19 protein-coding genes and 2 tRNA genes are annotated in these 23,841 nt (G+C 64.5%); 13 read left to right on the forward strand and 8 right to left on the reverse strand.

The annotated features are described in order from the left end of the window. Nucleotides 1-148: 148 nt before the first annotated feature. From AC1RRW_RS04440 to AC1RRW_RS04455, 4 genes are all read right to left on the reverse strand, one after another. A complete protein-coding gene (locus tag AC1RRW_RS04440; RefSeq protein ID WP_492899319.1) occupies nt 149-994 on the reverse strand; it encodes a helix-turn-helix domain-containing protein in 846 nt (281 codons plus the stop codon). A gap of 347 nt (nt 995-1,341) precedes the next feature. Then, a complete protein-coding gene (locus AC1RRW_RS04445; RefSeq protein WP_492899320.1) occupies nt 1,342-2,220 on the reverse strand; it encodes a DUF6615 family protein in 879 nt (292 codons plus the stop codon). Next, entirely contained in the window at nt 2,217-2,372 is a 156-nt protein-coding gene (locus AC1RRW_RS04450) for a hypothetical protein (protein WP_492899321.1), read from the reverse strand. The genes AC1RRW_RS04445 and AC1RRW_RS04450 overlap by 4 nt, the downstream gene beginning before the upstream one ends. Before the next feature lie 100 nt (nt 2,373-2,472). Next, on the reverse strand, nt 2,473-4,269 hold the full coding sequence (locus AC1RRW_RS04455; RefSeq protein ID WP_492899322.1) for a DEAD/DEAH box helicase: 1,797 nt from the start codon (nt 4,267-4,269) through the stop codon (nt 2,473-2,475). 226 nt (nt 4,270-4,495) lie between these two features. On the opposite strand from AC1RRW_RS04455, the gene AC1RRW_RS04460 reads away from it, so the two are divergent. The 10 genes from AC1RRW_RS04460 to AC1RRW_RS04505 all read left to right on the forward strand — a co-directional run bounded on the left by AC1RRW_RS04460 (nt 4,496) and on the right by AC1RRW_RS04505 (nt 16,503). Further along, nucleotides 4,496-6,835 (forward strand): AAA family ATPase, encoded by a 2,340-nt coding sequence (locus AC1RRW_RS04460; protein ID WP_492899323.1) that lies wholly within the window; start codon nt 4,496-4,498, stop codon nt 6,833-6,835. Between the two features lie 270 nt (nt 6,836-7,105). Further along, entirely contained in the window at nt 7,106-7,564 is a 459-nt protein-coding gene (locus AC1RRW_RS04465; RefSeq protein ID WP_492899324.1) for a hypothetical protein, read from the forward strand. Nucleotides 7,565-7,800: 236 nt separating this feature from the next. Then, nucleotides 7,801-8,982: a hypothetical protein gene (locus tag AC1RRW_RS04470; protein WP_492899325.1), complete on the forward strand. Its 1,182-nt coding sequence runs from the start codon at nt 7,801-7,803 to the stop codon at nt 8,980-8,982. Between the two features lie 151 nt (nt 8,983-9,133). Beyond that, nucleotides 9,134-10,099: a hypothetical protein gene (locus tag AC1RRW_RS04475; protein ID WP_492899326.1), complete on the forward strand. Its 966-nt coding sequence runs from the start codon at nt 9,134-9,136 to the stop codon at nt 10,097-10,099. 215 nt (nt 10,100-10,314) lie between these two features. Continuing rightward, nucleotides 10,315-11,217 (forward strand): hypothetical protein, encoded by a 903-nt coding sequence (locus AC1RRW_RS04480; RefSeq protein WP_492899327.1) that lies wholly within the window; start codon nt 10,315-10,317, stop codon nt 11,215-11,217. A 132-nt stretch (nt 11,218-11,349) separates the two neighbouring features. Then, complete coding sequence (locus tag AC1RRW_RS04485; RefSeq protein ID WP_492899328.1) at nt 11,350-12,270, forward strand: hypothetical protein; 921 nt, start codon at nt 11,350-11,352, stop codon at nt 12,268-12,270. Between the two features lie 127 nt (nt 12,271-12,397). After that, nucleotides 12,398-13,327 carry a hypothetical protein gene (locus AC1RRW_RS04490; protein ID WP_492899329.1) on the forward strand — a complete coding sequence of 310 codons (930 nt, stop codon included), beginning with the start codon at nt 12,398-12,400 and terminating at the stop codon, nt 13,325-13,327. Between the two features lie 125 nt (nt 13,328-13,452). Further along, nucleotides 13,453-14,394 carry a hypothetical protein gene (locus AC1RRW_RS04495; protein ID WP_492899330.1) on the forward strand — a complete coding sequence of 314 codons (942 nt, stop codon included), beginning with the start codon at nt 13,453-13,455 and terminating at the stop codon, nt 14,392-14,394. A gap of 8 nt (nt 14,395-14,402) precedes the next feature. After that, on the forward strand, nt 14,403-15,608 hold the full coding sequence (locus AC1RRW_RS04500; RefSeq protein WP_492899331.1) for an AAA family ATPase: 1,206 nt from the start codon (nt 14,403-14,405) through the stop codon (nt 15,606-15,608). Between the two features lie 55 nt (nt 15,609-15,663). After that, nucleotides 15,664-16,503, forward strand: a complete 840-nt coding sequence (locus tag AC1RRW_RS04505; RefSeq protein ID WP_492899332.1) for a hypothetical protein — start codon at nt 15,664-15,666, stop codon at nt 16,501-16,503. 130 nt (nt 16,504-16,633) lie between these two features. Here AC1RRW_RS04505 and AC1RRW_RS04510 read toward each other — a convergent pair whose 3' ends face one another. Beyond that, complete coding sequence (locus AC1RRW_RS04510; protein WP_492899333.1) at nt 16,634-17,683, reverse strand: AAA family ATPase; 1,050 nt, start codon at nt 17,681-17,683, stop codon at nt 16,634-16,636. A 178-nt stretch (nt 17,684-17,861) separates the two neighbouring features. On the opposite strand from AC1RRW_RS04510, the gene AC1RRW_RS04515 reads away from it, so the two are divergent. The 3 genes from AC1RRW_RS04515 (at nt 17,862) to AC1RRW_RS04525 (ending at nt 20,623) form a co-directional block, all read left to right on the forward strand. Further along, a complete protein-coding gene (locus AC1RRW_RS04515; RefSeq protein ID WP_492899334.1) occupies nt 17,862-18,884 on the forward strand; it encodes a hypothetical protein in 1,023 nt (340 codons plus the stop codon). Between the two features lie 211 nt (nt 18,885-19,095). Next, nucleotides 19,096-19,377 (forward strand): hypothetical protein, encoded by a 282-nt coding sequence (locus AC1RRW_RS04520; RefSeq protein ID WP_492899335.1) that lies wholly within the window; start codon nt 19,096-19,098, stop codon nt 19,375-19,377. Continuing rightward, on the forward strand, nt 19,355-20,623 hold the full coding sequence (locus tag AC1RRW_RS04525; protein WP_492899336.1) for a hypothetical protein: 1,269 nt from the start codon (nt 19,355-19,357) through the stop codon (nt 20,621-20,623). The genes AC1RRW_RS04520 and AC1RRW_RS04525 overlap by 23 nt, the downstream gene beginning before the upstream one ends. A gap of 61 nt (nt 20,624-20,684) precedes the next feature. Here AC1RRW_RS04525 and AC1RRW_RS04530 read toward each other — a convergent pair. From AC1RRW_RS04530 to lon, 3 genes are all read right to left on the reverse strand, one after another. After that, nucleotides 20,685-20,761 (reverse strand) — tRNA-Asp (locus AC1RRW_RS04530). 248 nt (nt 20,762-21,009) lie between these two features. After that, a tRNA-Val gene (locus tag AC1RRW_RS04535) sits at nt 21,010-21,085 on the reverse strand. A gap of 118 nt (nt 21,086-21,203) precedes the next feature. Then, nucleotides 21,204-23,630, reverse strand: a complete 2,427-nt coding sequence (gene lon, locus AC1RRW_RS04540) for an endopeptidase La (RefSeq protein ID WP_492899337.1) — start codon at nt 23,628-23,630, stop codon at nt 21,204-21,206. Between the last annotated feature and the right edge of the window lie 211 nt (nt 23,631-23,841).

A 23,841-nucleotide genomic window follows, 5' to 3' on the forward strand; every position in this document is an offset into this window, starting at 1 on the left:
GTCTCTGGCCGCACCGACGCTCGCTCCCGATGACGCGCTCTCGAGGGGCGTCTGGGAGGAAGGCTCGGCGATCGGCACGCGGCACGCGATCCCGCAGGGTCTCGCGACTTACCGAAAAGTCTCGAAAAGACGCGTCGGCAGGCGCGGTCTACCGGCCCAGCCGGGCCACCTGCCGGAAGGCGCTGGGCGCGACGCTGCAATGATCGCGGAAGAAGCGGGTGAAGTGGGCGGGTACGCTGAAGCCGAGCCGGTCGGATATCGCCGAGAAGGTCTCGTCGCCCTCGACGATCGCGCCGACCGCCATCTCGACCTTGACGACGTTCAGGAAGACATGCGGCGTCACCCCGGTCGAACTCTCGAAGACCCGGAAGAAGTGCGCCCGCGACAGACCCGCCTCCTTCGCCAGCCTGTCGACGTTCAGCGGCGCCGCGAGATCGGCGCGCATCAGCGAAATCGCCTTGCCGACACGCCAGTCGACCGCATTGGCACGCGCGATCTCGCGCAGCGAAGCACCGATCGTGCGCCAGGGCGTGAAGCGCTCGATCACCGCGATCATCAGTTCCGACAGCAGGGCCTCCTGCCGGCGCGAAGCGCCAGGCTCGTGAACCATCTCGGCTGCGAGATCGAGCGCGGTCTGGCGGATATGGGCGGTGACCTGGCCGGCCGAGTGTTCGAAGAAGCCCGGAGCGCCGCTAGCGGCCCAGTTTGGCCTGAAGCTGCGCAGCCAGTCGGGTTCGATATAGAGCGCCAGAATTAGCGCGTTCTTTCGCCGCGGGTCGTGGATATAGGCGTGGCTCTCCCAGGCGTTGACCAGCACGGCGAGGTCATCTGTCAGGGGCGCGACATGGTCGCCGACCAGGAACTGCGTGTCGTCGCCATCGACCTTGAGCAGCACGTGGCAATGCGGATGCGCGTGCCGGACCAGGCTCCGGTCCATGTCCAGCAGCGCCACCCGTCCAAAGGCTCCATGCGCGATGCGCAAGGCATCCGACATGCCGTTTCCTCGGTAAGGCTGATTTCTAGCTCTGGTTCCCCAACTGCATAGTAGGAGGCGGACCGCCACCGCCGCAAGCGTCGTTCCAGAAGCGCTCTGTGTGACCGGCCCGTTAGCACGGCCGTAAATTGGGCAGGAAAGGTCGACTGAATCCGGCTCGCGCCATTTGCCGCCGTTCGGCGCTCGCCCGGAAGCGGACATTGCAAGGCAAGGTTGGCTGAAGATCGCTTACGGCCCGTAGCGGAGGCGCGGCAGGACGATCTTGCAGCAGGCATATGGACGGGTAACCCTAAGGCAACGCGGCGGAGTTAATTGCCCCATAGAATTCCACTATCCGCTACCGACACTCATTCGGAACGCCTTTCGGCTTGCCGTTCAATCGGCAGCCAGTCGCGGGTGTCTATAGTGAGCACGCCCACAATGCCGCGTTCGAGGTAGTGAGCGGGTAACATTTCGGCGGGCATGATTTCATCAGAGATACCTTCTCCACTCGCTACAGTTTTGCCCTCGTTGAGCTCGGCGAGTGTCGGAAACTCGTCGCTGCCGTCGATAAATTCGGACGCGCCAATGTGCTGAGGAGCGGCCAGTTCCGTGGCGAGAAAGCTAAGGTTCGAACCAGTTTGATCGGTAAACACCGTATCCTGAAAGCGCCTTTGATAGAACGACTGGCGCTCGGCGAGAAAGTGCCATGGGACGCAGTGGTCCTCAACATCTTCCAATCCGGTCGGACTCTTCGCCAGGACTGAATGAGCGCTGGCCAGAAGGCACCCGTGCTCGAACCGTTCAAAGCCAGACCACGGACTGGGCGCTTTCCACCGAGTTTGTCGGCTCGCCGGGGCATAGAGACAATAGACTGGCCTCAGTCCGCGCAGATGGGCGTCGGCGATCAGAAGGTCGATCTGCTGGCGGCCGGACGATTGGACACGATGGGGGATTTTTAGGACACCGTCCCTTTGGAGGCGCTTTGCTTGCACTCGCATTGAGAACCGGCGTCTCCGACCAAGGATATGCCATTCCCAGTCTGCGCCATTCAGCGCTTCATGCTTCTTTCCAAATGTCCGAAGCTGGACTCGGTCCGGATGTCTCCGCCGGAGTTCCAGCAGATTCGTCTCGGTGATCGTTTCCTCGCCATAGCTGACGTGGACGTCTTCCCGATGCGCGAATTCGAGGTTCTGCGACGTAGCATGGCCGAGTTCGAGGAGGCTGTGGACCAAAGAGCCGATCATGCCAGTTCGTCACCGGCAAGGTCGGCCTCGACGGTGCCGCCATCGGCGATGAACTGGAGATAAGATGCGATCTTGGACGCGTCCCGTTCGAGGATGCGCCTGCCGCAGTCTAGGCAATAGTTGTCCCAGCCGCGCTGCTTGCGCACCGCCATGCGGCGATCTCCCTTCGAAAGCCGATGGGCTGAATTGCCCTGGCAGTTGTGGGCGCGCTGAACCACGTCGATCTGGATGGTTGTGACGAGCGATCGTATCCTAGGCATCGAACACCTCCGCGATGGCGCGGGACACGATGTCGCTGAATTGCCCTTCGATATCGTCGAGCTGCTGCTGCGATAGCTCGCTACGCTCTCCGGAGCCGACCCCCAACAGAGCTTGGATCTGCCGGTCGATCGCAGATTTCATGATGACGAAGTTCGGCCGACCGAGCCGCCGGCGATCGAGGTCACGGCCTTGATGTTTGATGCCGCGGTCGGCGAAGATGCGGCCCACCTCCATCTGGACGCGCGATTCGAGAGCGCTTCGCGAGGCCTGCCTCTGACGGACGCGGCTCACGTGCACCGGTTCCAGCCGGCGCATGGCGCCCGCAACGGCTTCAGAGTCATATCCCCGGTCGCGAAGCTGTCTGATCAAGGCGAGCGCTTCCTCGTCCTCCTCGATCAGCGGGATCTCCTGAACGTGGACCTCGGACTGAGACCTTACCTCCAGATCCTCGCCCGCATCCCGGAAGCCAGGCTGGACCTCGATCTCGCCGCGGCTGGAGAAGTCCAGCCCCTCCATGGGGAGCAATTCATCGAAGAACTGCTTGTCGGCGTCAGTGTAGCTCTGGAAGTCCGCCCAACGCTGGGCGCAGTTGGCGCCAGCGTGGAACACCACTACCCCTCGGTTGATGGGATCGTTCGGAGCGTTCTGCCGCACGACCCTCATGATCCGGCCGACGAACTGAACGAAGGGGGAGAGATTGCCAAAGAGGCTGAAGACAGCGGCGACGGCCAGCTTCGGGTGATCGAAGCCCTCGCCTAGCTTACGGACTTGGACGATGACGTCGAGGTCGTCGTTCGAGAGCTTGCGCAGGACCTTTGCGTTCGCGACGCCTTCCTCGCGGGAATGGACGAAATCCGCTTTCCGGTTCCGAGCGCGATAGGCGGCTACGATCTGGTGGCAGTGTTCGAAGTTTAGAGCGGAGGCGATGATCTTGAGGCCATCGTCGTTCGCCTCGCGCCGCAATCTTTCAAGCTCGCGGATGGACGCATCGGCGATGGTAGCCAGCGTTTCTTCCGAGGTTACGATGCTGCGTCGGAAATCGGCGTCTTCCTCGCCCAGGCGCCGAACTTCGTCCAAATCTACCTCGACCTCCTGTCCATCCTCTCGCCGCACATAGCGAAGGGTGCGGGGGTTCAGCACGACCGCCTTAAGCCGTTTCACGAAGCCTTCCCGAATGGCTCGGGCTACCGGGTAGGAATAGATGATCCTCCCTGCCATGATCTGCCCGTCCGCCCGCATCGGCGTGGCGCTGAAGTTCAGCACGCGCGCGTTTGGGAAAGCGGCCTTCAAGGCTTCCCAGGACTGCGCGACGTTGTGGTGGCCTTCGTCGAACAGGATGAGGTCGAAGAAGTCGCTGGGCAGCGAGGCCAGCCAGCGATTTTCTGTGCCCTGAAGCTGCTGGATGTTGGTCACAACAACGTCGGCGGCCTCCAGATCTGACCGGTTTACCGATGTGCCCCTTATCTCGGCGAGCTCCGGCCAGGGCGGGCCAGTCAGGACGGCCCGCGCCCTGTAGAACATCCCTGCATGGGCAGGGTCGAAGGTGTCGTGAAGCTGTTGCGCGATATGAAGGTTGGGTGCCACGACCAAGGTGCGGCGGGATTGGAACGCAAAGGGCGCCAGGGCGATCGTCCCGGACTTGCCGCAGCCGACGGGTAGGACGATGCCAGCCTCCCGATCGTCGCCAACGGCAAACTCGGCGATGTGCGCATAGGCCTCTTGCTGAGGTGACCGAACCTGCGGATTGCCTTCGATAGTCGGCGTGCGCGTCTCGAATGGTGCTGCCATGTGAGCCTCGATCTATCGGAGGCTAAGGCTTCCCTATCGACGCTATGGTACACAAGGGTTTAGCCGAACGTGTCCACAACCAGTTGGTGTGCGATGGCTCGTCATCACGCGAATTGCGACAGTCCCCTGCCAATTTGATTAGCCAATCGTGCCAGGCCCAAATCCAAAAGGCCGCAGGCCTTCGCGGCACTGGAGTGGACAGCGTCCCGACGAACGCAGCTGCAGCATGACTTTCCAAAAGGGCAACCTAAGATGCCTCGGGGGGGCGCTGATGGTTCAGTCGATCAATCTGCTGCGCAATATAGGGCGTTTCGAAAATGTCAGTGAGGGCGCGCAGCTGGGCTTTACAAGGCTGACAGTGCTCTATGCCGAAAATGCGCGGGGAAAATCCACGCTCGCGGCGATCATGCGCTCCCTCGCCACCGGCGCCTCCGACCTGGTCACCGAGCGCACCAGACTGGGCGCCGCCCGAATTCCCCACATCGTCATCGATGTCGGCGTCGCACCGCCTGCCGTTTTCCAGAACGGGGCGTGGAGTCGGACCGTCCCCGAACTCGTGGTCTTCGATGATGCCTTCGTCGCGGCGAATGTGTGCTCTGGTATCGAGGTTGGGGCAACGCATCGGCAAAACCTGCACGAGCTGATCGTCGGCGCCCAAGGGATCGCGCTGGCACGTAGCTTTCAGGATGAAGTCGATAGGGTGGAGCGTCATAACCGCGATCTGCGTGAGCGGGAGCAGGCCATACCGGCCGATCGGCGGGGGCGGCTGACGGTCGATCAATTCGTGGCGTTAGTCCCGATCGAAAATCTGCCGAAACTGATTGACGAGGCTGAGAAGCGATTAGCCGCGGGTCAGGACGCAGGCCGCGTGACGCGCAGAGGTGTGTTTCAGCCGCTGAGCCTCCCCCGCATTGAAATCGAGCCTTTGCGGCAGCTGCTGGGAAAGGGACTGGCGGAGCTCGATGCAAACGCGCTGCAACGCGTTCAGACACATATCGAGCGTCTTGGTCGAGGCGGCGAGGGCTGGGTGGATCAGGGTCTTCGTTATGCCGATCGCCTTGCGGATCATCACAGTCACGACTGCCCGTTCTGTGCCCAGGACCTGAGTGGCTCGCCGCTGCTCGCGCATTATCGCGGCTACTTTAGCAAGGCCTACAATGCCCTGCGCGAGGAGATCGTCTCCATGGGCGACGCTTTCCAAAGTGCGCAAGCCGGTGATGTCCCGGCCTCATTTGAACGCAATATCCGCGAGGCTGTCGAACTCCAGGCCTTCTGGGACCCGTTCGCCGAAGTGCCGGCGTTGGTCATAGACACGGCGATGATCGCGCGGGCTTGGAAAACCGCGCGTGAACTGGTCGACGGCTTGCTCGAGCGCAAAGCGAGCAACCCGCTAGATAGCATCGTGCTGCCGCCAGACGTGGAGACGGCGATCCACGAATATCACGTGCTATGCACGCAGATCGACGAAACCTCGGCGCAGTTTCTCGCCGTTAATCCGCAGCTGGAATTGGTCAAGGAACAGGCGCGCGACGCCAATCTCGCGGCGCTTGCATCAGATCTAGAGAATCTGAAGGCCGTCGAAGCGCGCATCGACCCGGCACTAGCACCGTTGTGCGAGGCATACACGGCCGAAAGAACGGCAAAGGCAGCCACCGAGCGACGTCGCAATGCCGCCCGGCAGGCGCTTGACCAACATCGTCAAGCAGCATTTCCGGCCTATGGCATCGCCATCAATAGCTTCCTGCAGCGATTCAACGCGAGTTTCCGGGTAGGGCCGATCGATGCGGTCAACAACCGCGCAGGTTCATCAGCCAACTACACACTCCTGATCGATGGCCATCCGGTACCATTGGCCGCCGCTGCTGGCGGAGCGAGCTTCCGCAACACGCTGAGTGCCGGTGACCGCAGCACGCTCGCGCTCGCCTTCTTTTTCGCGAGCCTACAGGACGATCCGCAGCGAGCCAGTCGGATCGTGGTCATCGACGACCCAATGACGAGTCTGGATGAACATCGCACGCTCCATACACTGCAGGAAATGGATCGGCTCGCTCAGGACGTCGCGAGCATGATCGTGCTGTCGCATTCGAAGCCATTTCTCCTCGGCCTGTGGGATAGATGTCAGCAGATCCAGAAGACGGCCGTCGAAGTACGCCGCTCGGGTCAGGGCTCCACTCTTGCCGCCTGGGATGTGACCGCTGCGATGGTGACGGAACATGATCGCCGTCATGCCCGGGCGCTCGCCTATCTCGACAATGGCGATCCAGCGGTCGAACGGCAGGTGGCCGAGAGCTTGCGGCCCATGATGGAGAGCTTCTGCCGCGTCGCCTATCCGGCTGACTTTCCGCCCGGACGTATGCTCGGTCAGTTTCACGGCCAGTGCATGCGGGAGGCCGCTGCCGGCAACCCAATTATGGACGCCGCCGGCGTCCGGGAGCTTCGCGCGCTACTGGACTACGCCAATCGCTATCACCATGACTCGAACCGTGCTTACGCGACCGAACTCATCAATGATGCAGAGTTGAGCGACTTCACGCGGCGGACCCTCAGGTTCATCAAGCGGCCCTAGACCGCCTCAGGCTTGTCTCCTGAGGCTAGGATGAGACCCTCGGCAGCTCGTCCTAGGGCCATGCTCGGTCCGATCGATCGCCACGCCAGCTGGACCGCCGGAAAACGGACGCTCCAGATGGCAGCTTTGGGCCAACCTTTCGCATTGGCCGCCGGCACCACTAGAGGACAGATAGCAAGAGACACGAGCACCGGAACCCAATCCAGGGAACCCCCGGGAACCTGAGCCGACGCGCCGTTTCCGGGTCACGGACTGGACCGGACGAGTGGAATGACGACGAAGAATGGGAAGGCTTTAGCGGGCGGCAACGAGGCGCTGCCGGGGGCCGAGGATCTATCGCGATATGCGCGCACCTATGCGCAGCTGGGCGATCATGCCGAACGGCATTTCCTGCTGTGGCAGCTTTCGAGCGCGCATGCGATGCTACTGGAGCAGGATGGCGACCGGATTCATTCCGAGTTCGGCGGACTGAACGGACGTCAGCTGGCCGAGGGCGCCAGGGCGCAGGCGCGGATCTTCGCGTTCATGCTGGCGGAAGCGCCGGCGCAGCGTGACGAGCACCTAGAGCGCAAAATCACCGTCTATGAGGCGATGATCTTCCAGGATGACGAGATGGAGCGCTCGCATACAGCGGTGATGGTCGAGGCGGCGATGCATGCCGATGCCCGCACGCTTGGCATCAACCTGACCAAGGTCGCGATCGAGCCCGGCTCGACGAGCCGGCATTGACGGGCGCCGCCATGAGCTTCCTCTTCTACGACCTCGAGACCTCGGGGCTCGCACCCGCCTGGAATGTGCCGCTTCAGGCGGCCTTTGTGACGACCGACGGCGATCTTCGGCCCGAGCGCCAGACCGTGCTTCGGGCGCGGTTGCCAGCCCATGTGATGCCTGCTCCTGACGCCCTGCTTGTCACCGGCCTCGACCCCGACAGGATCGAGGCCGCCCCGCTCTCGCAGCTTGAGATGATGCGGGCCATCGCCGGCATCCTCGACGCCGCTTCGCCCGCCACCATCCTGGGCTTTAACCAGATGGCATACGACGAGGAGGTGGTCCGTCACGCCTCCCTGCAGACGCTGCACCCGCCCTATGCGACCTCGATGCCGGGATTGGCCCGCGCCGACGTGCTGATCATGCTGAGGGCGGTGGCGATGCTGGCGCTCGACGCCATCACCATCCCGGTGACGCCGCAGGGCAAGCTGACGATGCGGCTGGGGCCGGTCTGCCGCGCGAACGGTATCGCCTTCCACGAGGCCGACGCTCACGACGCGTTGAACGACGTTCATGCCACGATCGCGCTGTTCAGGCTCCTGCGCGAGCGCGCACCCACCATCATCGCGGTGATGATGGCCAATGCCCATAAAAGCGGGCCGGTCGGACTGCTCGCTCGCCCCGAACCGCTTGGGCTCGGCCTGTTCAACCGCATGATCCCGGTCGGCGGCATCATGCCTACGCCAGGGAACGCCTCGTCCTGGGCCGTCGCCGATCTCACGGTCGATCCAGCTTATCTCGACGCTACACCCGAGCAGCTCGGCGAATTGCTCTTCGCGAAGGGCGAGCGCCCGATCCGGCTGGTCAAAACCAATGCCCAGCCGATTTTGTTGCCCTGGGGGATGGCGGCTCCCGCTGCACAGGGTGAGGTCCCGCCGGATGGAGAGTTGCAGGCCCGTCTGGCCCGGATCCGCGGCCATGCGTGCTTCCACGACAACCTCGCGATTGCGCTGGCCGGGCGCTTCTCCGGCAAGGAGCCGAGCCCCTGGCCGGACGATAGCCTCTACAGCGGCGGCTTCATCAGCCGCGAGGACGCGATCACCTCGCGGCGCTGGCATGAGGTCGAATGGGACCAACGGGTGCGGCTCGGCCGCGAGCTTCTCGGCGACGTCAGGCTGAAAGCTTTCGCCAACCGCTGGGCTTGGTTGGAAGCGCCGGAGGAGCTTTCCGCCGCAGAGCGCGAGAAGGGCGCGGCGTGGTTCGCGCATCGCCTCGATACGCAGGATAACGTGCCTTGGCTCACGCGCCCCATCGCCTTGCAGCGCATCGCAGAGCTGAAGGCCGGGACCATTCCGGGCGATGCTGCCCGGGTCCGCCAGCTCGACGCGATCGAGCGGTGGCTGGCCGGGCGCGGCACGCCATTGCCGCGCGCCGCCTGAACCACAGCACCATGGCCGACATCAAGATGGCGCCCCCGCGTGGGGCGCCTTTCTCGTTTTCAGCGAACGGAGGTGAAGCGCAGCCGATGGGGCTGTGACCCACGAGAACAAGACCATGACCGACAACGACAAGGACCGGAGCCTCGCTCCGATGGAAGCCGCCCCCGACACCGGCAGCCAGAACCCGCAAGGTTCGATCAGCGATCCGCTCGCCGCCGTCACGGGGGCCATTGGTGATGACCCCACCCTCGCCGAGCTCATCGCTTTCAGGAACAGCGCGCCTGATCTCAAACGGTTCGCCATCGAAGCGAAGCGCTGCGAGGACGAAGCCGAGCGGCTCTGGTTCCGGCTCAGCGAAGGCAATCACGTCAAGATGGCCCGGATCAGCCTGAAGATCGTGGCCTTGAGCTGCACCGCGATGGTCGCGATCTGGCCGGTCGATACCGTCCAGGACGCTGACGCCAAGAAGGCGGCGGCGAAAGCGACCGCTTTCCATGGCGACGACACCGACTATGGCCAGGCGCCCTCCCTCGACGCCGAGACGGCCGAGCGGATCAGGCTGCACCGCGCCGCCTTCGCGGTCGGTGATCTCATCGTCCCTCCCGGCCCGGCGGCTCCCGCCGAGGCCGACCGCGGGCTCGCCACCTGGCCGCTCTCGCGCTTCGATCTGGTCGACACGGTGCCGCTCGAAGGCGGCGACGCCTCGATCGCTGGCCAGCAGCTCATGCGCTGGTCGGCCTTCGTCGATGACTATCCGACGCTGTCCAATCTCGTCGATCGCTTTGCGCGGATGATGGCGACGTCCGACAGGCTCATAGTCCTGGCAGGTACCACCTCCGAGGATCCTCGCCCGCTGCGCCGTGCGGCCGAGGGTGCGCGCCTGCTCGCCTATCTCGCGGCGGCGCGGGCTGCGATCTGGCCGGCGATGCTGCACTCCGCCGATGCGCAGGCGAAGCACCGGCTGGTCGCGCTCGTCAACGAACGGGCTTGTCGAGGCGACGCCCTGCATCAACAGGCGGCCATCCGCCACTTGATCAGCGAGGCGAACTGGATCGCAAAGCAGTTCAGGCTTGGCGCCACGCTGGAACTCGCACCGATGTGGCTGCCCGTGGTCTGACCAAACGAGCACCGCAAGGGCTGATGGAGGCGTCCCCGGCGGGGACGCCTCTGTCCATGGCGGAGGGAGGGATGACGCGGCCAGATGGTCGTAACCCCATAGGAAAGTTCCCTCAAATGACCAGAAATACCGAGGATGGCGGGCGCTCGCTCGCCAAGCGCGGCGAAGGCCCTGTGGAAGAGCCCGGGAACCGGGCGCTGCGCGATCCGATCGCGATGGCGGTCGAGATCATCAGCAGCGATGACCCGAGCGTCGCGGAGTTGGTGGCGTTCCGCCGCCAGCCGATCGACCTGAAGGCGGCGGCGCGCAACGCAAAAAGCCTCTCGAACGAGGAGTTCCGGCTGAATCTCGCCAAAGACCTCGGCGAGCGCGAGTACGACCTCGCCTGTGCCGGGCTTCAGATCATGAGCCTGAGCCTGGTCGCGCTGACGGCAATCTGGCCCGCGGACAATCTGGACAGCGCCGAGGCCAAGCTCGCCCTCGGCGAGGCGACCGGCGCCCTGCACCATCGCCGCGACAAGAGCTTCGTCTCGACGATGGACGCGACGCTGGCGTGCCGCCTGCGCTGGAAGCGCACCGCCTTCAGCGTGCCGGCGCTCATGTTGCCGCCCGCACCGGCGGCGCCAGCGAGCGACAGTCGCGGACTGGCGACCTGGCCGCTCGAGCGCTGGGAGCTCTCCACCGGCCTCGAGCTCCGGGGCGGCCCGCCAGCCTACGCCCATAACCAAATCGCGGAATGGGTCGGTTACGCCAGCGCCTTGCCCGATCTCGATCGCCTGCTGCAGCGGGCCCGGAGCCTGTTCGAGACTTGCGACCGCCTGATCGCGCTGGCCCAGCGCGGTCCGGAGAACGCGAGCGAGCTGATGGTCGCGGCCGACGGCGCGCGCATCGCAGGCTACCTCGCCGCGGCACAGGTCATGATCTGGCCGGTGCACAACCGCGCCGCGCTGGTGATCAAGAAGGAGATCGTCGCGCTGATCAACCTGCGCGGCGAGATGGGCGATCCTGCTCACATGCAGGCGGCGATCCGGCACGTCACGGCCGATGCCGCCTGGGTCAAATCGCTGCCGCCGGACAGCCGCGACCGGCTTGTCTTCGAGTGGAGTGCCCTGGTGTAGCTAGCGCGCAGCACAGGCCATCTGAAGGCATAACAAGGGAGGCGTCCGCGTGCGGGCGCCTCTTCGATTCCGGGACCGGACGGAAATGCGCAGCCACGTGGCTGTGACCCCCAAGGAACCTGGGACGACAACATGACCACCATCAAAGCGCTGTCGCTCGCCGACATCGAGCTCGACCTGCCGGGTCGGGCAATCACCGACGAGCTTGCCAGCTTCAGCAACCAGCTGTCGCTCAAAGCCGGGCTGGAGCAGGGCTATGCCGCTTTCGCGGCGAAGAGCTTCTCGCTCGGCGAGATCAGCTCCCATGCCATCGGCTACGCCGACGAGGTGACGCGCTTCGTCGCGCTGGCCGGCACCTCCGACCGCCAACAGATCACCTACCTCTTCGACGTGCTGATCGGGCTCTCGCTGCTCGACGCCGCCGCGACCGTCACGGTTGCGCTCGCGCCGCCCCGCTCGCAGCGCGACTTCGAGGCCCGCCGACGCGTTCTAGACGACGTCGTCGCCGCTGTCGGCGGCGACCAGGCGTTCGCAGCGCTCGCCCGCAAGGCGTTTGCCTATCCGGGCATGGCTGACACCGGCCATGCGGACCTCACCTTCGACGCTGCGACGGTGCCCGGCCTCGACGAGGTCTGGGACGCTCAGCCGGCGATGATCGGGCTCGAACAGGGGCTGAGTCTCATGACCTTCCTGCGCAACCTCGCGCCGGCGGGCACGCTGATCGAGCGCGCCAGCCTGCAGCTCGACGATGCCGATCGCTTCGCGGTTGCCAGCGAGGCCGATGAGCTCGATCGCGAGCGCCTCGACCGGCTCCAGGGCGCCTGCCACGGCGCCAGGCTGCTGGCTGCTGCTGATCTGGCGCGGGCATGCCTGATCGCCTCCGTCGCCACCAAGGACGACGGGACGTCTGGAGGCCGCATCAACGCGATCGTCGATCGACTTCAAGATGAGCGACTGCGCGACGTCGTCCTGTTCGCGCAGGCCGCCGCCGAGCGGCTGAAGGAGCTTCGGCTCATGCAGCGGCGGGTCGAGGACAGCGAGCGACAGCGCTGACCGGCGCACCCTGCGCAAACACCGCCGATCGCGAAGGGGGCGCCGCCGTTTGCGGCGTCCTCGTTCGCTGCCGGAGGTGACGGAGAGGTGCGTAGCCGACCGGCTAGGACCCCGATGAGAAGCAACCATGAATATCGAGATTCCCGAACCGTTCCTGCCGCCTAGCGACGGTCTGGACCAAGATCAGCGCGAGCAGGATGCTGCGGGGACGACCCGCGGACGGTTTCCGCTCGTTCACCTGACCGACGAACTCGAGGCGCTGGAGCGTCTCATCGACGATGACGCGCGGCCACTGCGGCGCTTCGCTGCGATCTGGCAGGACCGGCCTTCACTGGTCGCCATCCGCGCCCGCGCCCGCTTCCATACCGATGAGCTTGGCCGCCTGCTCGATCAGGTGCGCGAGGGGCAGATCACCGCCACTGCCGAGGTCCTCAGCTGCGCCAGAGCGCTCGCGCTGCTGATCGACTGCACCAATGTCGCCACGATTCTGATCGCGCCGCGCGATGCGGAGGATCATCGGGCGCTCGCCAGTGTCCGTCGAGCGCTCCGCGCGCAGGCGAGACGTTCACGCGACGCGGCGCTCCGCCACCAGACGGACATGATCTGCGGCGGTGCGCTTGTCGCGATGAGCGAGCAGCACCTTCGCCAGCCCCGGCTGCCGCAGGCGTCGCCAGATGCGCTCTCCGCACAGCCAGGCGAGGCAGCGGCCTATCCGCTCGCGCTGGCGCCGTCGATGGCGCTCTGGCTGGAGACGGGGATCGATCCTGGCGACTTGCTCGCCGGTGCGTGCGCCGTGCTGGCGCAGGTTGACCTCTGGCGGCGGGTACAGCGACGCGTGAGCGAGCCAGCGCTATTGGATGCAGCCATCCGGGGCGCGATGTTGCTGGCCTATGCAAGGCTGGCACGGCTGGTCCTGTGGCCGGCTAGCGACGCTGACGAGGTCGCGATCCAGCGAAAGGCGCTCGACTTGATCGGACCGCGCCATCGCGATCCCGAGCACCTGCGTGCCGCCATCGAATGGGCAGCCGCCCGCAGCGGCTACGGCATGGGGCGGTGAGCGAGTAACGCTCCGGGGCAGTCCGGACAAGGCTTCCAAAGGCGCGACGGACTTCGTCGCGCCTTTCGTCGTGATGGCAGCAGCTTGTGTGCAGCTCAACCGAGCCGACCCACGGGACCAGGACCATGACCGACATCACCACCGCAACGCTTCGTGACCTCAACCTCTCGACGGAGACAGCCACCGTCATCGATGCGCTTGCCGCGATCGAGACGCGGCTGCCCGAGATGGCCGACGACCTCGAGCGCTACGCGACTTTGTTCGACCGCCTGCCGCCGCTCCTCGACCTGCGCGATCAGGCTCTCGTTCATGCTCGTCAATATGCGCGCTTCCTTGCGCTCGCTGAGGCTGACCCTCCCGCACTCAAGGAACGCGTCGACACCGGCAATGCGCTCGCCATTCTCGCTCACGCCAGCGAGATCGCCATGCTGCTCGTGCCGGCGATCTCCCCTGAGGATCGCGTCGCGCGGGCCGTGTTGTCACGCGAGCGCGATGAGCAGTATCGAAGCGGCAGAGGCGTCCACGCCACCGAGCTGATGATGCGCGCGCTGCAGCGCCACCGCTCTTCCGAAATCATGGGCCTGACCCGCGACGGGCGCGTCCCGCCGGAGCATCAAGAGACCCCGACCCGGTTCCGTGGCGAGGTCTACGGCCACACTTTGGACGCCGCCAGCACCGCGCCTGGGGGCTACAGGCTGGAGGACGCTCTCGCGCTCGAAGCTTGGTTCAAGCGGCCTCCAAAGCTCTCCGCCTTGCTGAACGAAGCCCGAGTCCACCTGGGATTTATCGATGCCTGGTCGGAGCCCGAGGAGGTCGGTCCATACTGGTATGGAGCGACGCGTGGCGCCCTCGTCCTCGCCTATGCAAAGCTCTGTCGGGTTGGCCTTTGGCCCGCGCGAACCACGGATGATCTGGTCGTCAAGCTCGACGCCGAGCGCCTGATCTCCGAGCGCAGCTTCGACCCCGATCACATGCGAGCCCTGGTCGAGATCGCCCTTGGCGTCGGACGCCGCATCGCGCGGCAAGGTCCGCCCTTCATCACCGCGCTCAGCGGCGTTGAGCTGTGAGGGGCGTGATGAACATGATCAAGGCTCATTCGGACGACGACATCGACCTTGTAGCGGCGTGGCGTGGCCACGGCCGCGGCGCTCTGATGGACCGGCTGCGCGACCAACGCCCCGACGGCGGACCTATGCACCGCGAAACCGAGCCGGATAGGGAGCCGTCCCAGCCCACCGCACCGGCGGTCGAGATCTTCGACGCCGACCGGCTCGCGCGGCGGCTCGGGCGTTGCGATGGCTTCATCGGCGACCTCGCTGAAGCCAACAACGATGAGGACACCGCGCAGGCGCGCCAGATCAGGCTCTGGAGCCGCATGCTCCACGACAGCCGCGGCCCATGGCGCAAGCTCGTTATTGCGGATGAGGCCATGCTCGTGCGCCTGAAAGCCCTTGATCTCATCTGCCCGCAGTTCGCTGCGGTCACGGCCTGGGCGGTCAGGGCGGCGATGCTGAGTTATGTGACCAACACGCCCCTGCGGCTCGATCCAGCCGTTGTGGTCGGGGCGCCGGGCGTCGGCAAAACCTTCTACGCCCGCAAGCTCGCCGAAGCGCTCGCCGTTCAAAGCGAGGTCATCGCGATGAACATGATGACGGACCGCGGATCGACGTTCAGCGGGCTCTCACCCGTCTGGAAAGCATCAGGGCCTGGCAAGGTGGCGAAGATGCTCATCGAGGCCAGCCACGCTTCTCCGCTCATCATCATCGACGAGATCGAGAAGGCCTCGCCGATCAACCCGAATGAAACCCCGATACAGGTCCTGCACTCGCTCCTCGAGAGCGAGAACGCCGCCTGCTTCCTCGACGAGTTCGTCGATCTGCCGATCCGGGCCGACCACATCTTCTGGTTCGCCACCGCCAACAGCCTCGATCCCCTGCCGCCGAGCATCATCGACCGGTTGATCGTGTTCGAGGTCGAGACAAAGGAGGCCGAGATGCTCGCCATCCAGCAGAGCATCTTCCATGAGGCAAACCTCCGGGCTGGCCGAGCCTTCGCGGAGCCGGCGCCCGCACTGTTCGCGGCGACTGCCGGGCATAACCCTCGGACCCTGTCGCGCCTCTGGACCATCGCCATGGGTTTCGCCTGCGAAGCCGGTCGCAGCGACCTCATAGACGCGGACATTCAGGGCGCCGAGCGGGTCCTGCTGGCCGGGAAAGAGGCCGCGAAACGGCCGATCGGGTTCATCCGATCAGCATCGAAGGGAGAGAAGGCACGCGAGTGAGGGACGGTCGGACCCCTCAGGAACCTCCAGCCGACGATCAAACACAGAAAGACGAATGAAGACCATGACCACGACCGTTCCAGGCGCACCCCAATCTTCTCTGCGCCGGCTCCAGCCCATTGGCAGCGCCGCCGCCGTTTCCTGCTATCTCAAGACGCAGTGGCCGAGGGTCGGCGGCCCAGGCATCCGGCCCCTCCCCGATACGGCATTCACAGATCCTGCCTTCATCGGCCGCTACCAGCCGGGCGTCTGGACCTATCCCTACGTTGCCTGCTGCGGCGTCGACTTTGATACGCCTGATCGAGCAAGCGGTCTCAAGAGCGTCGCCGACCGTCTCCACATGCCGCTGTACAAGCTTTCGGCGACCGAGCTCGCTGATCCGCGCGGCCGGCTCGAGGCCCTGAACCGGATGCGTTACGCCTCGCATGTCCTGACACCTGATGGGCATCGGCCGGAAACCGGCTTCCAGGACTGGGAGTTCCAGCAGTTCGCTCCTCGGAGACAGCCCCTGCCCGGCTCGCCCGTCAGCCTGGACGGCCATCTTTTCGCGCTGCGTCGCCCCCACGATATGAGCAAGCGCGTCTTCGAAAAGCTGCTCCATCAGCGGATCCGGAATGCCAGCTTCAACGCTTTCCTGCAGACGCCCGCCGGACGTCAGCATTGCGCCACGTTAGGCCTCGCCCCCGAGGAGCAGATCCGGTGGACCCGCTATAAGTTCGGTGAGGCCCTTCGCATCGACAAGGCGGAGGAGATCTACATCTTCCGCCCGACGGGTGAGGATTCCGACAGGCTCCTCATCATCCTGGAACGCATCGTCTATGACTGGGTGATGGGGAAGATCGCGCGCCGGCCCAACCACTGGCGCTCCGCCAGTCAGCGATCGCGCTCGGCCTGAGCGGGTTAGCGGGCGGCCCCTGCCTTCACCTGGGCGAGCCAATCGAGCATCATGTCGAAGGTGTCGGCGGCGACCTCGACTCCAGCTGGGTCGGCGTCGGCCGAGGCCTGTAGAGCTGCGTCACGACGCTTCAGTTCGTCCTCGTAGGCTGCGCGTTCGCGGTCCTCATCAAGAGGAGCGTTGTGATGGTTATGATCGTTGTGATCGATCTGATTGCCGTTTGAAGCCAAAAGATGAGCTGTTTGGCGGGCGGCATATCGCCCCCGGATACCCAGGCGATCTCACCATCTGTGACCATGGACCGGAGCAGCTGTCGCACAGCGTCGTCTGTCTGCCCGGTTGCCCGTGCGATTTCGCTCGCGGACAGCACCGTCGAATGCTGCGCAAGCAGTGCCTTGATCCGGTCGCGCTCGGGGTAATGACGGCCAGCGGCTCTTGAATGAGACAACCGCCATCGCATCGCCGTCTTATCGAAATCAAGTTCCTGTTCGGTTTCTTCGATGTCCCGCCCTCGGGCGAGGAGGCGCGTTGTGCCTCGGCCCTTGTCGAGAACGATCAGCGTGTCGGCGGCACCTTGAAGTCCCGTTGAGCCCGTCATTCTCTCGAAGGGCTCTCCACCAGATTTGCGCAGATGATGGATCAAGAGGATGCCAATGTCTCTGTCACGGGCGAGCTTCTGGAGCGCGGTGAGGTCGGCATAATCCCGCTCATAACTTGCCTGCGCCCCGGTCGCTGCGCGAACCTTGTGAAAGACGTCAATGATGATCAACCGAGCGGCATCGGTCGTGGCCGCCCAGTGGTCGAGCCGTTCCAGACCGTCTGCGTCCATGCGCGGCCAGGTCGTCTCAAAAAACAGGTTGTCCGGCCAGGCTGGACCTGTGCCCAACAACTGCTCTAGGCGGCCTCGCAGGCGACGCTCGCTATCTTCGAGCGCCAGATAGAGAACGGCACCCTCCCCGCATCGATGCACTCTCTCATCGAGAACAGCAGTCCCCCTGGCCACCGACAGCGCGATATCGAGACTGAGCCAGCTCTTGCCAACCTTCGGCGCACCGGCCAGCACGGTCAGGCCGTTTGGGATCAGGCCATCGACGATGAACTGCAGCGGCGCAAAGGTCCGGGCCTTGAGCTCGTGAGCGCTGAACGGACCCTCGGTCGGTCCCTCGAACATATCCGTCATCTGCTGCAGCCCTGCCCTTGCTCGACGGAGAGCATCGGAGGCAGGCCTGAAAACCCCTTCCGCGAATTCGGTAGAATTGTCAGGTTTTCGGTCGAATTCACCGCGTTGCCGCGACATCTACGGCTGAACGTCACGCTCGCGTAGAATCGAGCAACTGATTCGGGTGTGGAGTTGCGTCATGAGCATCCTGGAAATCTGGGGAACGGTCCCGCGACTGGTGCCGGAATTTATGCGCTCTCTAAGCGCCGCCCAACACTTCATTCCGATTCGCTTCCGCCCGACATTGCCGCCAGCGCCGGACCCTTATGCGGGCATCCGCAAAGGGATGAAGCCTCGGACGGAACTCGAGACGGAGCTTGATCACGTTCAGAGCTGCCTTGTCGCCGACCTCGAATGCATCGTGGAAGCGTTCGCAGCGGTCGAAACCCGCAAGAACGCGACGCGAAATCGCAAGACGGTCCCGACATCGATTTATGACGTCTTGAAGCCGATCGTCCTGGGACCTTCATCCGTCGAGACGCTGTTGACCAAGGGCAGGTGTCACATCCGGGAGCGCGAGGCCCAGTGGGAAACCGCTTACCGAGGCTATCTCACCCCAGCGAAAGCCACGCGCCTGGCTGCGGCGGATGATGCCGAAACCCTGCAAGGACTGCGGGATGGCCACGTCAAGGCGATCGAGTTGGTAGGTCGGGCACGAAACGCAGCCCAGGTGACAGCGAAGGGGTTTCGCGCGACGCTGATCGAGATCGCCAAAGGCAAGCGTCGCAGCGACATGACCATCTCCCGCGACATGCTGGATAGTCTGCCCGATCTCTCGATCATGGAGCTGATCCTTGTCTCTTTCGTCAGCGGCGTGAACGCGTCCCGCATATGGCAGTGCTATCATGGCGCTCCCGAGACGATCGACTACCATAGGGTGTTCGACTTGGCGGTGTTCGCCGGTCGGCTGAACCGTGGGGAGCCGGCCCCCATCACCTGGGATCTCGTGCGCTATCTCCGGATTCACAAAGAGGCCCCAAACATCAACCAGTGGTGGCGGGTACGGCTGTTTCCGAACACTGTCCCGGTACATTTCGGGCTCGAATGGATCTGCGCCCGGATCGAGTGCGTCTGTGGCTTCGACACGTTGAAGCAAGTCCTCGGTCGATGCGATCAGCCAGGGCAGAGCGGAACTCTTCGCCTGCCTCCTCTCATGCCCTAAATCTGAAAACGGACGTCGGTCCCAATTAGATTCATGTCGGCCCCGGCACCGCCCTGCCAGCCTCTCGCTCCTCGACAGGAGCGACGGCAGTGGGCAAGAATAGCGGCAAGCCAGACTTGAACAACCTTGCGGCCAAGCGCAGCGAACGCTCTGAGCGGCGGGCCCGCGGGACCCGAGGACCTCTAGTCTCGCATCAGATTGTAGGTGCGGTTTGAAGCCCGTCGCGCCACAGCCCTCGCGTCTGCGGTTTTCGGTCGATCCACGTGATGTTCCGTCGGCCAAGGCCGCGCGTCGTCTGCATCTCTCGGAAGCGGAGTTTCAGGCTCTGCTACCGCGCCTTTTTGCCCGGGGCTTCCCGTCGCCCGATGCCGATACCGGCCACTATGACCTGAAGAAAATCGACGAATGGATGGACAATAGGTTCATCCTACCCCTGAGAAATCGCGCGCTCGACGCTCGGGAGGTGGTCGATGACCGCATCGAGCGGATGTGAGATGGGACAAGACAAGATCCGCCACCTAATCTTCATGAAGAAGAGGTGGCGATACAAACCTTCTGCCGCGATGAAGCCTCACGGCTTCAGATTCACGACCCTGAGCAAAGGCGTGATCATCGGAGGGCAGAACCACCCCAGCGCCCAGGACAAAGCACGCGCTATCGGGCTCAACGACGAGTGGGATCGAATTCGCCGTGGCGAAACAGTCACCAAGCCGCGCTGGCCGACAGGTAGCGTTGGTGAAGCCTATGAACGCGCGCTGAAACTTCGTGACGCAGGTCGCGTCATGAAGGGCCAGAAGCGCAACAAGGATCAGGAAAGCCGGGACGACTGGCTGCGCGCATGGAAGTGGCTCGGTCCCGCGTTCGGCGACGTCGACCCAACAACAATCCAGACTGAGCACTTCCTGTGTCTCGATCCGGCTACCAACAAAGCCAAGGGGTTAATCCCCAAGATCGAGCAGAAGGTCTCGGTGACAGAACGTCATCGCGTCATCAAGGTCTGGCGCGCTCTGTGGGTCAGAATGGCTGCCATGGGCTATACGCGCGGCAAGACCGACCCGTCGCTGGCCGTCGCAAACACGGCAGCTGCGCCTCGTCAGACGATCTGGCTTGAGGGCGAAGTCGTTCGTCTCGTCAAGCGCGCATGGAGGATGGGGTACAAGGGTCTTGCCGCCCTCATGGCCGCCGCGTGGGACAGTCAGCTTTCTCCCATTGACCTGCGATCTCTGACCACGGGGCAGCGTGCGGATGACCTCTACGGCGCGATATTTGCTCTCGCGAGAGCCAAGACCAACAGGCCTGCGGCTGGTTCGCTCGGCAAACGGGCGACTCGGCTTCTGGATGCTTACATCCTGTCGCTGGGCTTCGAACTTTTATCCAACGCACCGATCTTCCGCACGCGAGGAAGTGGCACGACATCCAAGGGCGGCAAGCCCCACCAACCCGCGCCATACTCCAAGAACAAGCTCGGGTTCGACTTTCGCGTCGTCCGGGCCGCTGAGTTCGGTCCGAGCGAAACTAGGCAACTCGCCGATATGCGCAGGTCCGGTACTGTCGAGGCGACCGCCGGTGGCGCGAGTGCCCAAGCCATCTCAACCAAGATGGCAAACACCCTCGCGGCATCGACGCGGCTTCAACAGACCTATAACCCGGTCAATATCGCAACCGTTCGCGACGTTGATTCCGACCGCAAAGAGGGGCGGGCGAAGCTCAGAAAGAACAAACCGGGTCGAAAAGTGTAACCAAGGGGCCCAAAAAAGTGTAACCGAAGACACCTAGATAGAGGTAAGTCTTTGATTTTAATGGCGCGGGCGACGGGGCTCGAACCCGCGACCTCCGGCGTGACAGGCCGGCACTCTAACCAACTGAGCTACGCCCGCGCAGGGCATCGGAGGCCTCGGCCTCCAGCGGGTTGGGATTATGGCGCGGGGCCGGACGTGTCAAGCACGGAGCGCCGGCAAATCGACGCGGCGGTGGATTTTGGAGCGACAGGCGGAGAGCCCGGCGCGACCGCGCATCGCCGGTTCGCCTCCGTCGCTGCGCAACTTCGGCGCGGCGGCCTTCGTCCTCCGGTCCCGTTCCGGACAAGCATCCGGCCGGGCCTGAGCCGCAGCCCCGGGGCGAAGGCTGGTGGGCGGTGACGGGCTCGAACCGCCGACCCTCTCCGTGTAAAGGAGACGCTCTACCGACTGAGCTAACCGCCCTCCGCGGCGCTGCCTACCAAATATGGACTAGCGGCGAAAGTCCGCGTCGCCGTGAGCCAACGAAAAAGGCCGGCGGGATCGCTCCCGACGGCCTGGTTCTCGGTCGGCTCCGCTCGTCTCAGTGCGCGACGACGCCGGCCCCGTCCTCTTCGACGCCCTTGGGCGGAAGCGCCTTCAGATCCTCTTCCCAGACGATCGGCACGGGCTGGCGCGTCAGCGCGTGCTGCAGCACCTGCTCCATCCGCGAGACCGGCACGATCTCCATGCCTTCCCTCACCGATTTCGGCAGGTCGACCAGATCCTTGGCGTTGTCCTCGGGGATCAGCACCTTCTTGATGCCGCCGCGCAGCGCCGCGAGCAGCTTCTCCTTCAGACCGCCGATCGGCAGCACCCTGCCCCGCAGCGTCACCTCGCCGGTCATTGCGAGGTCGCGGCGCGTCGGGATGCCGGTCAGCACCGAGACGATCGAGGTCGCCATGGCGATGCCGGCGGAGGGGCCGTCCTTCGGCGTCGCGCCTTCCGGCACGTGGACGTGGATGTCGCGCCGGTCGAACAGGGGCGGCTCGATGCCGAAATCGATGGCGCGCGAACGGACATAGGACGCCGCCGCCGAGATCGATTCCTTCATCACGTCCTTGAGATTGCCGGTGACGGTCATCTTGCCCTTGCCGGGCATCATCACGCCTTCGATCGTCAGCAGTTCGCCGCCGACCTCGGTCCAGGCCAGCCCGGTGACGACGCCGACGCCGTCCTCGGTCTCGGCCATCCCGTAGCGATACTTCGGCGGACCGAGATAGTCCTCCAGCACGGCCGGCGTGACGGCGACGCTCTTCGACTTCCCGAGCACGATGTCCTTCACCGCCTTGCGCACGGTGTTGGAGAGCTCGCGCTCGAGATTGCGGACGCCGGCCTCCCGGGTGTAGCGGCGCACCAGCATCATCAGCGCCTCGTCGTCGATCGACCATTCCTTCGATTCGAGGCCATGCTTCTTGATCGCGCCCGGGATCAGGTGGCGACGCGCGATCTCGACCTTCTCGTCCTCGGTGTAGCCGGCGATGCGGATCACCTCCATCCGGTCCAGCAGCGCCGGCGGGATGTTCAGCGTGTTGGCCGTGGTCACGAACATCACGTTCGACAGGTCGTAGTCGACCTCGAGGTAATGGTCGTTGAAGGTGGCGTTCTGCTCGGGATCGAGCACCTCCAGCAGGGCCGCCGACGGGTCGCCGCGGAAGTCCTGGCCCATCTTGTCGATCTCGTCGAGCAGGATCAGCGGGTTGGCGGTCTTCGCCTTCTTCATCGACTGGATGATCTTGCCGGGCATCGAGCCGATATAGGTCCGGCGGTGGCCGCGGATCTCGGCCTCGTCGCGCACGCCGCCAAGCGACATGCGCACGAACTCGCGCCCCGTCGCCTTGGCGATCGACTTGCCGAGCGAGGTCTTGCCGACGCCGGGAGGGCCGACGAGGCACAGGATCGGGCCGGCGAGCCGGTTGGCGCGCTGCTGCACGGCGAGATATTCGACGATCCGGTCCTTGACCTTGTCGAGGCCGAAATGATCGTCGTCGAGCACGCCCTGCGCGATGGTCAGATCCTTCTTGATCTTCGACTTCTTGCCCCAAGGGATGCCCAGCATCCAGTCGAGATAGTTGCGCACCACCGTCGCCTCCGCCGACATCGGCGACATCTGGCGCAGCTTCTTCATCTCGGCGACCGCCTTGTCGCGGGCCTCCTTGGAGAGCTTGGTCCGGGCGATGCGCTCCTCGAGTTCGGCCAGTTCGTCGCGGCCCTCCTCGCCGTCGCCGAGTTCCTTCTGGATCGCCTTCATCTGCTCGTTGAGATAATATTCGCGCTGGGTCTTCTCCATCTGGCGCTTGACGCGCGAGCGGATGCGCTTCTCGACCTGCAGCACCGACATCTCGCTTTCCATCAGCGAGAGAACCTTCTCCAGCCGGTGCGCGACATGGGTGATCTCCAGCACCGCCTGCCGGTCGGCGATCTTGACGGCGAGATGCGAGGCGACCGTGTCTGCGAGCTTCGACGGCTCGTCGATCTGCGAGACGGCGGCGACGATCTCGGGCGAGATCTTCTTGTTGAGCTTCACATAGCTCTCGAACTCGCTGATCACCGAGCGGCCGAGCGCCTCGACCTCGACCTTCTTGCCGTCCTCCTCGGCCAGACCCTTGGCCTCGGCCTGGTAGAACGCGTCGTCGGCGACATAGGAGGTCGCCCTGGCGCGGCCGACGCCCTCGACCAGCACCTTCACGGTCGAATCGGGCAGCTTCAGCAGCTGCAGCACGCGCGCCAGCGTGCCGATCTCGTAGATGTCGGCGGTGTCGGGATCGTCGTCGCCGGCGTTCTTCTGCGTGGCGAGCAGGATCAGCCCGTCGGTCTTGACGACCTCCTCGAGCGCTCGGATGGACTTCTCGCGGCCGACGAAGAGCGGCACGATCATATGGGGGAAAACGACGATGTCGCGCAGCGGCAGAACCGGGTAGAGGCCGGTCTCGCCGGAGACGAAGGGAGCGCGGGGCGCCGAGCCAGTCATGATGCGTCCTCTGTGGTTGCGCCGAAAGCGTCCCCCGCGATGGGCGGAGCAGTCCGGCGTAGCGTTCCGGGGCGACCATCGTCCCGTCCGCCCCCGCGCACCGCACCCTCGACAGGCATGCGATTCTCGCAGGTGCGGCTAAAGTGGAGACTTCCACGCCGGCTTTCAAGCGAGCCCGCGCGGCGCGTCCCCAAGCCGATCGTCGCAAGCC

The sequence above is a fragment of the Allobosea sp. GW821-FHT12C12 genome (genome assembly GCF_058807355.1).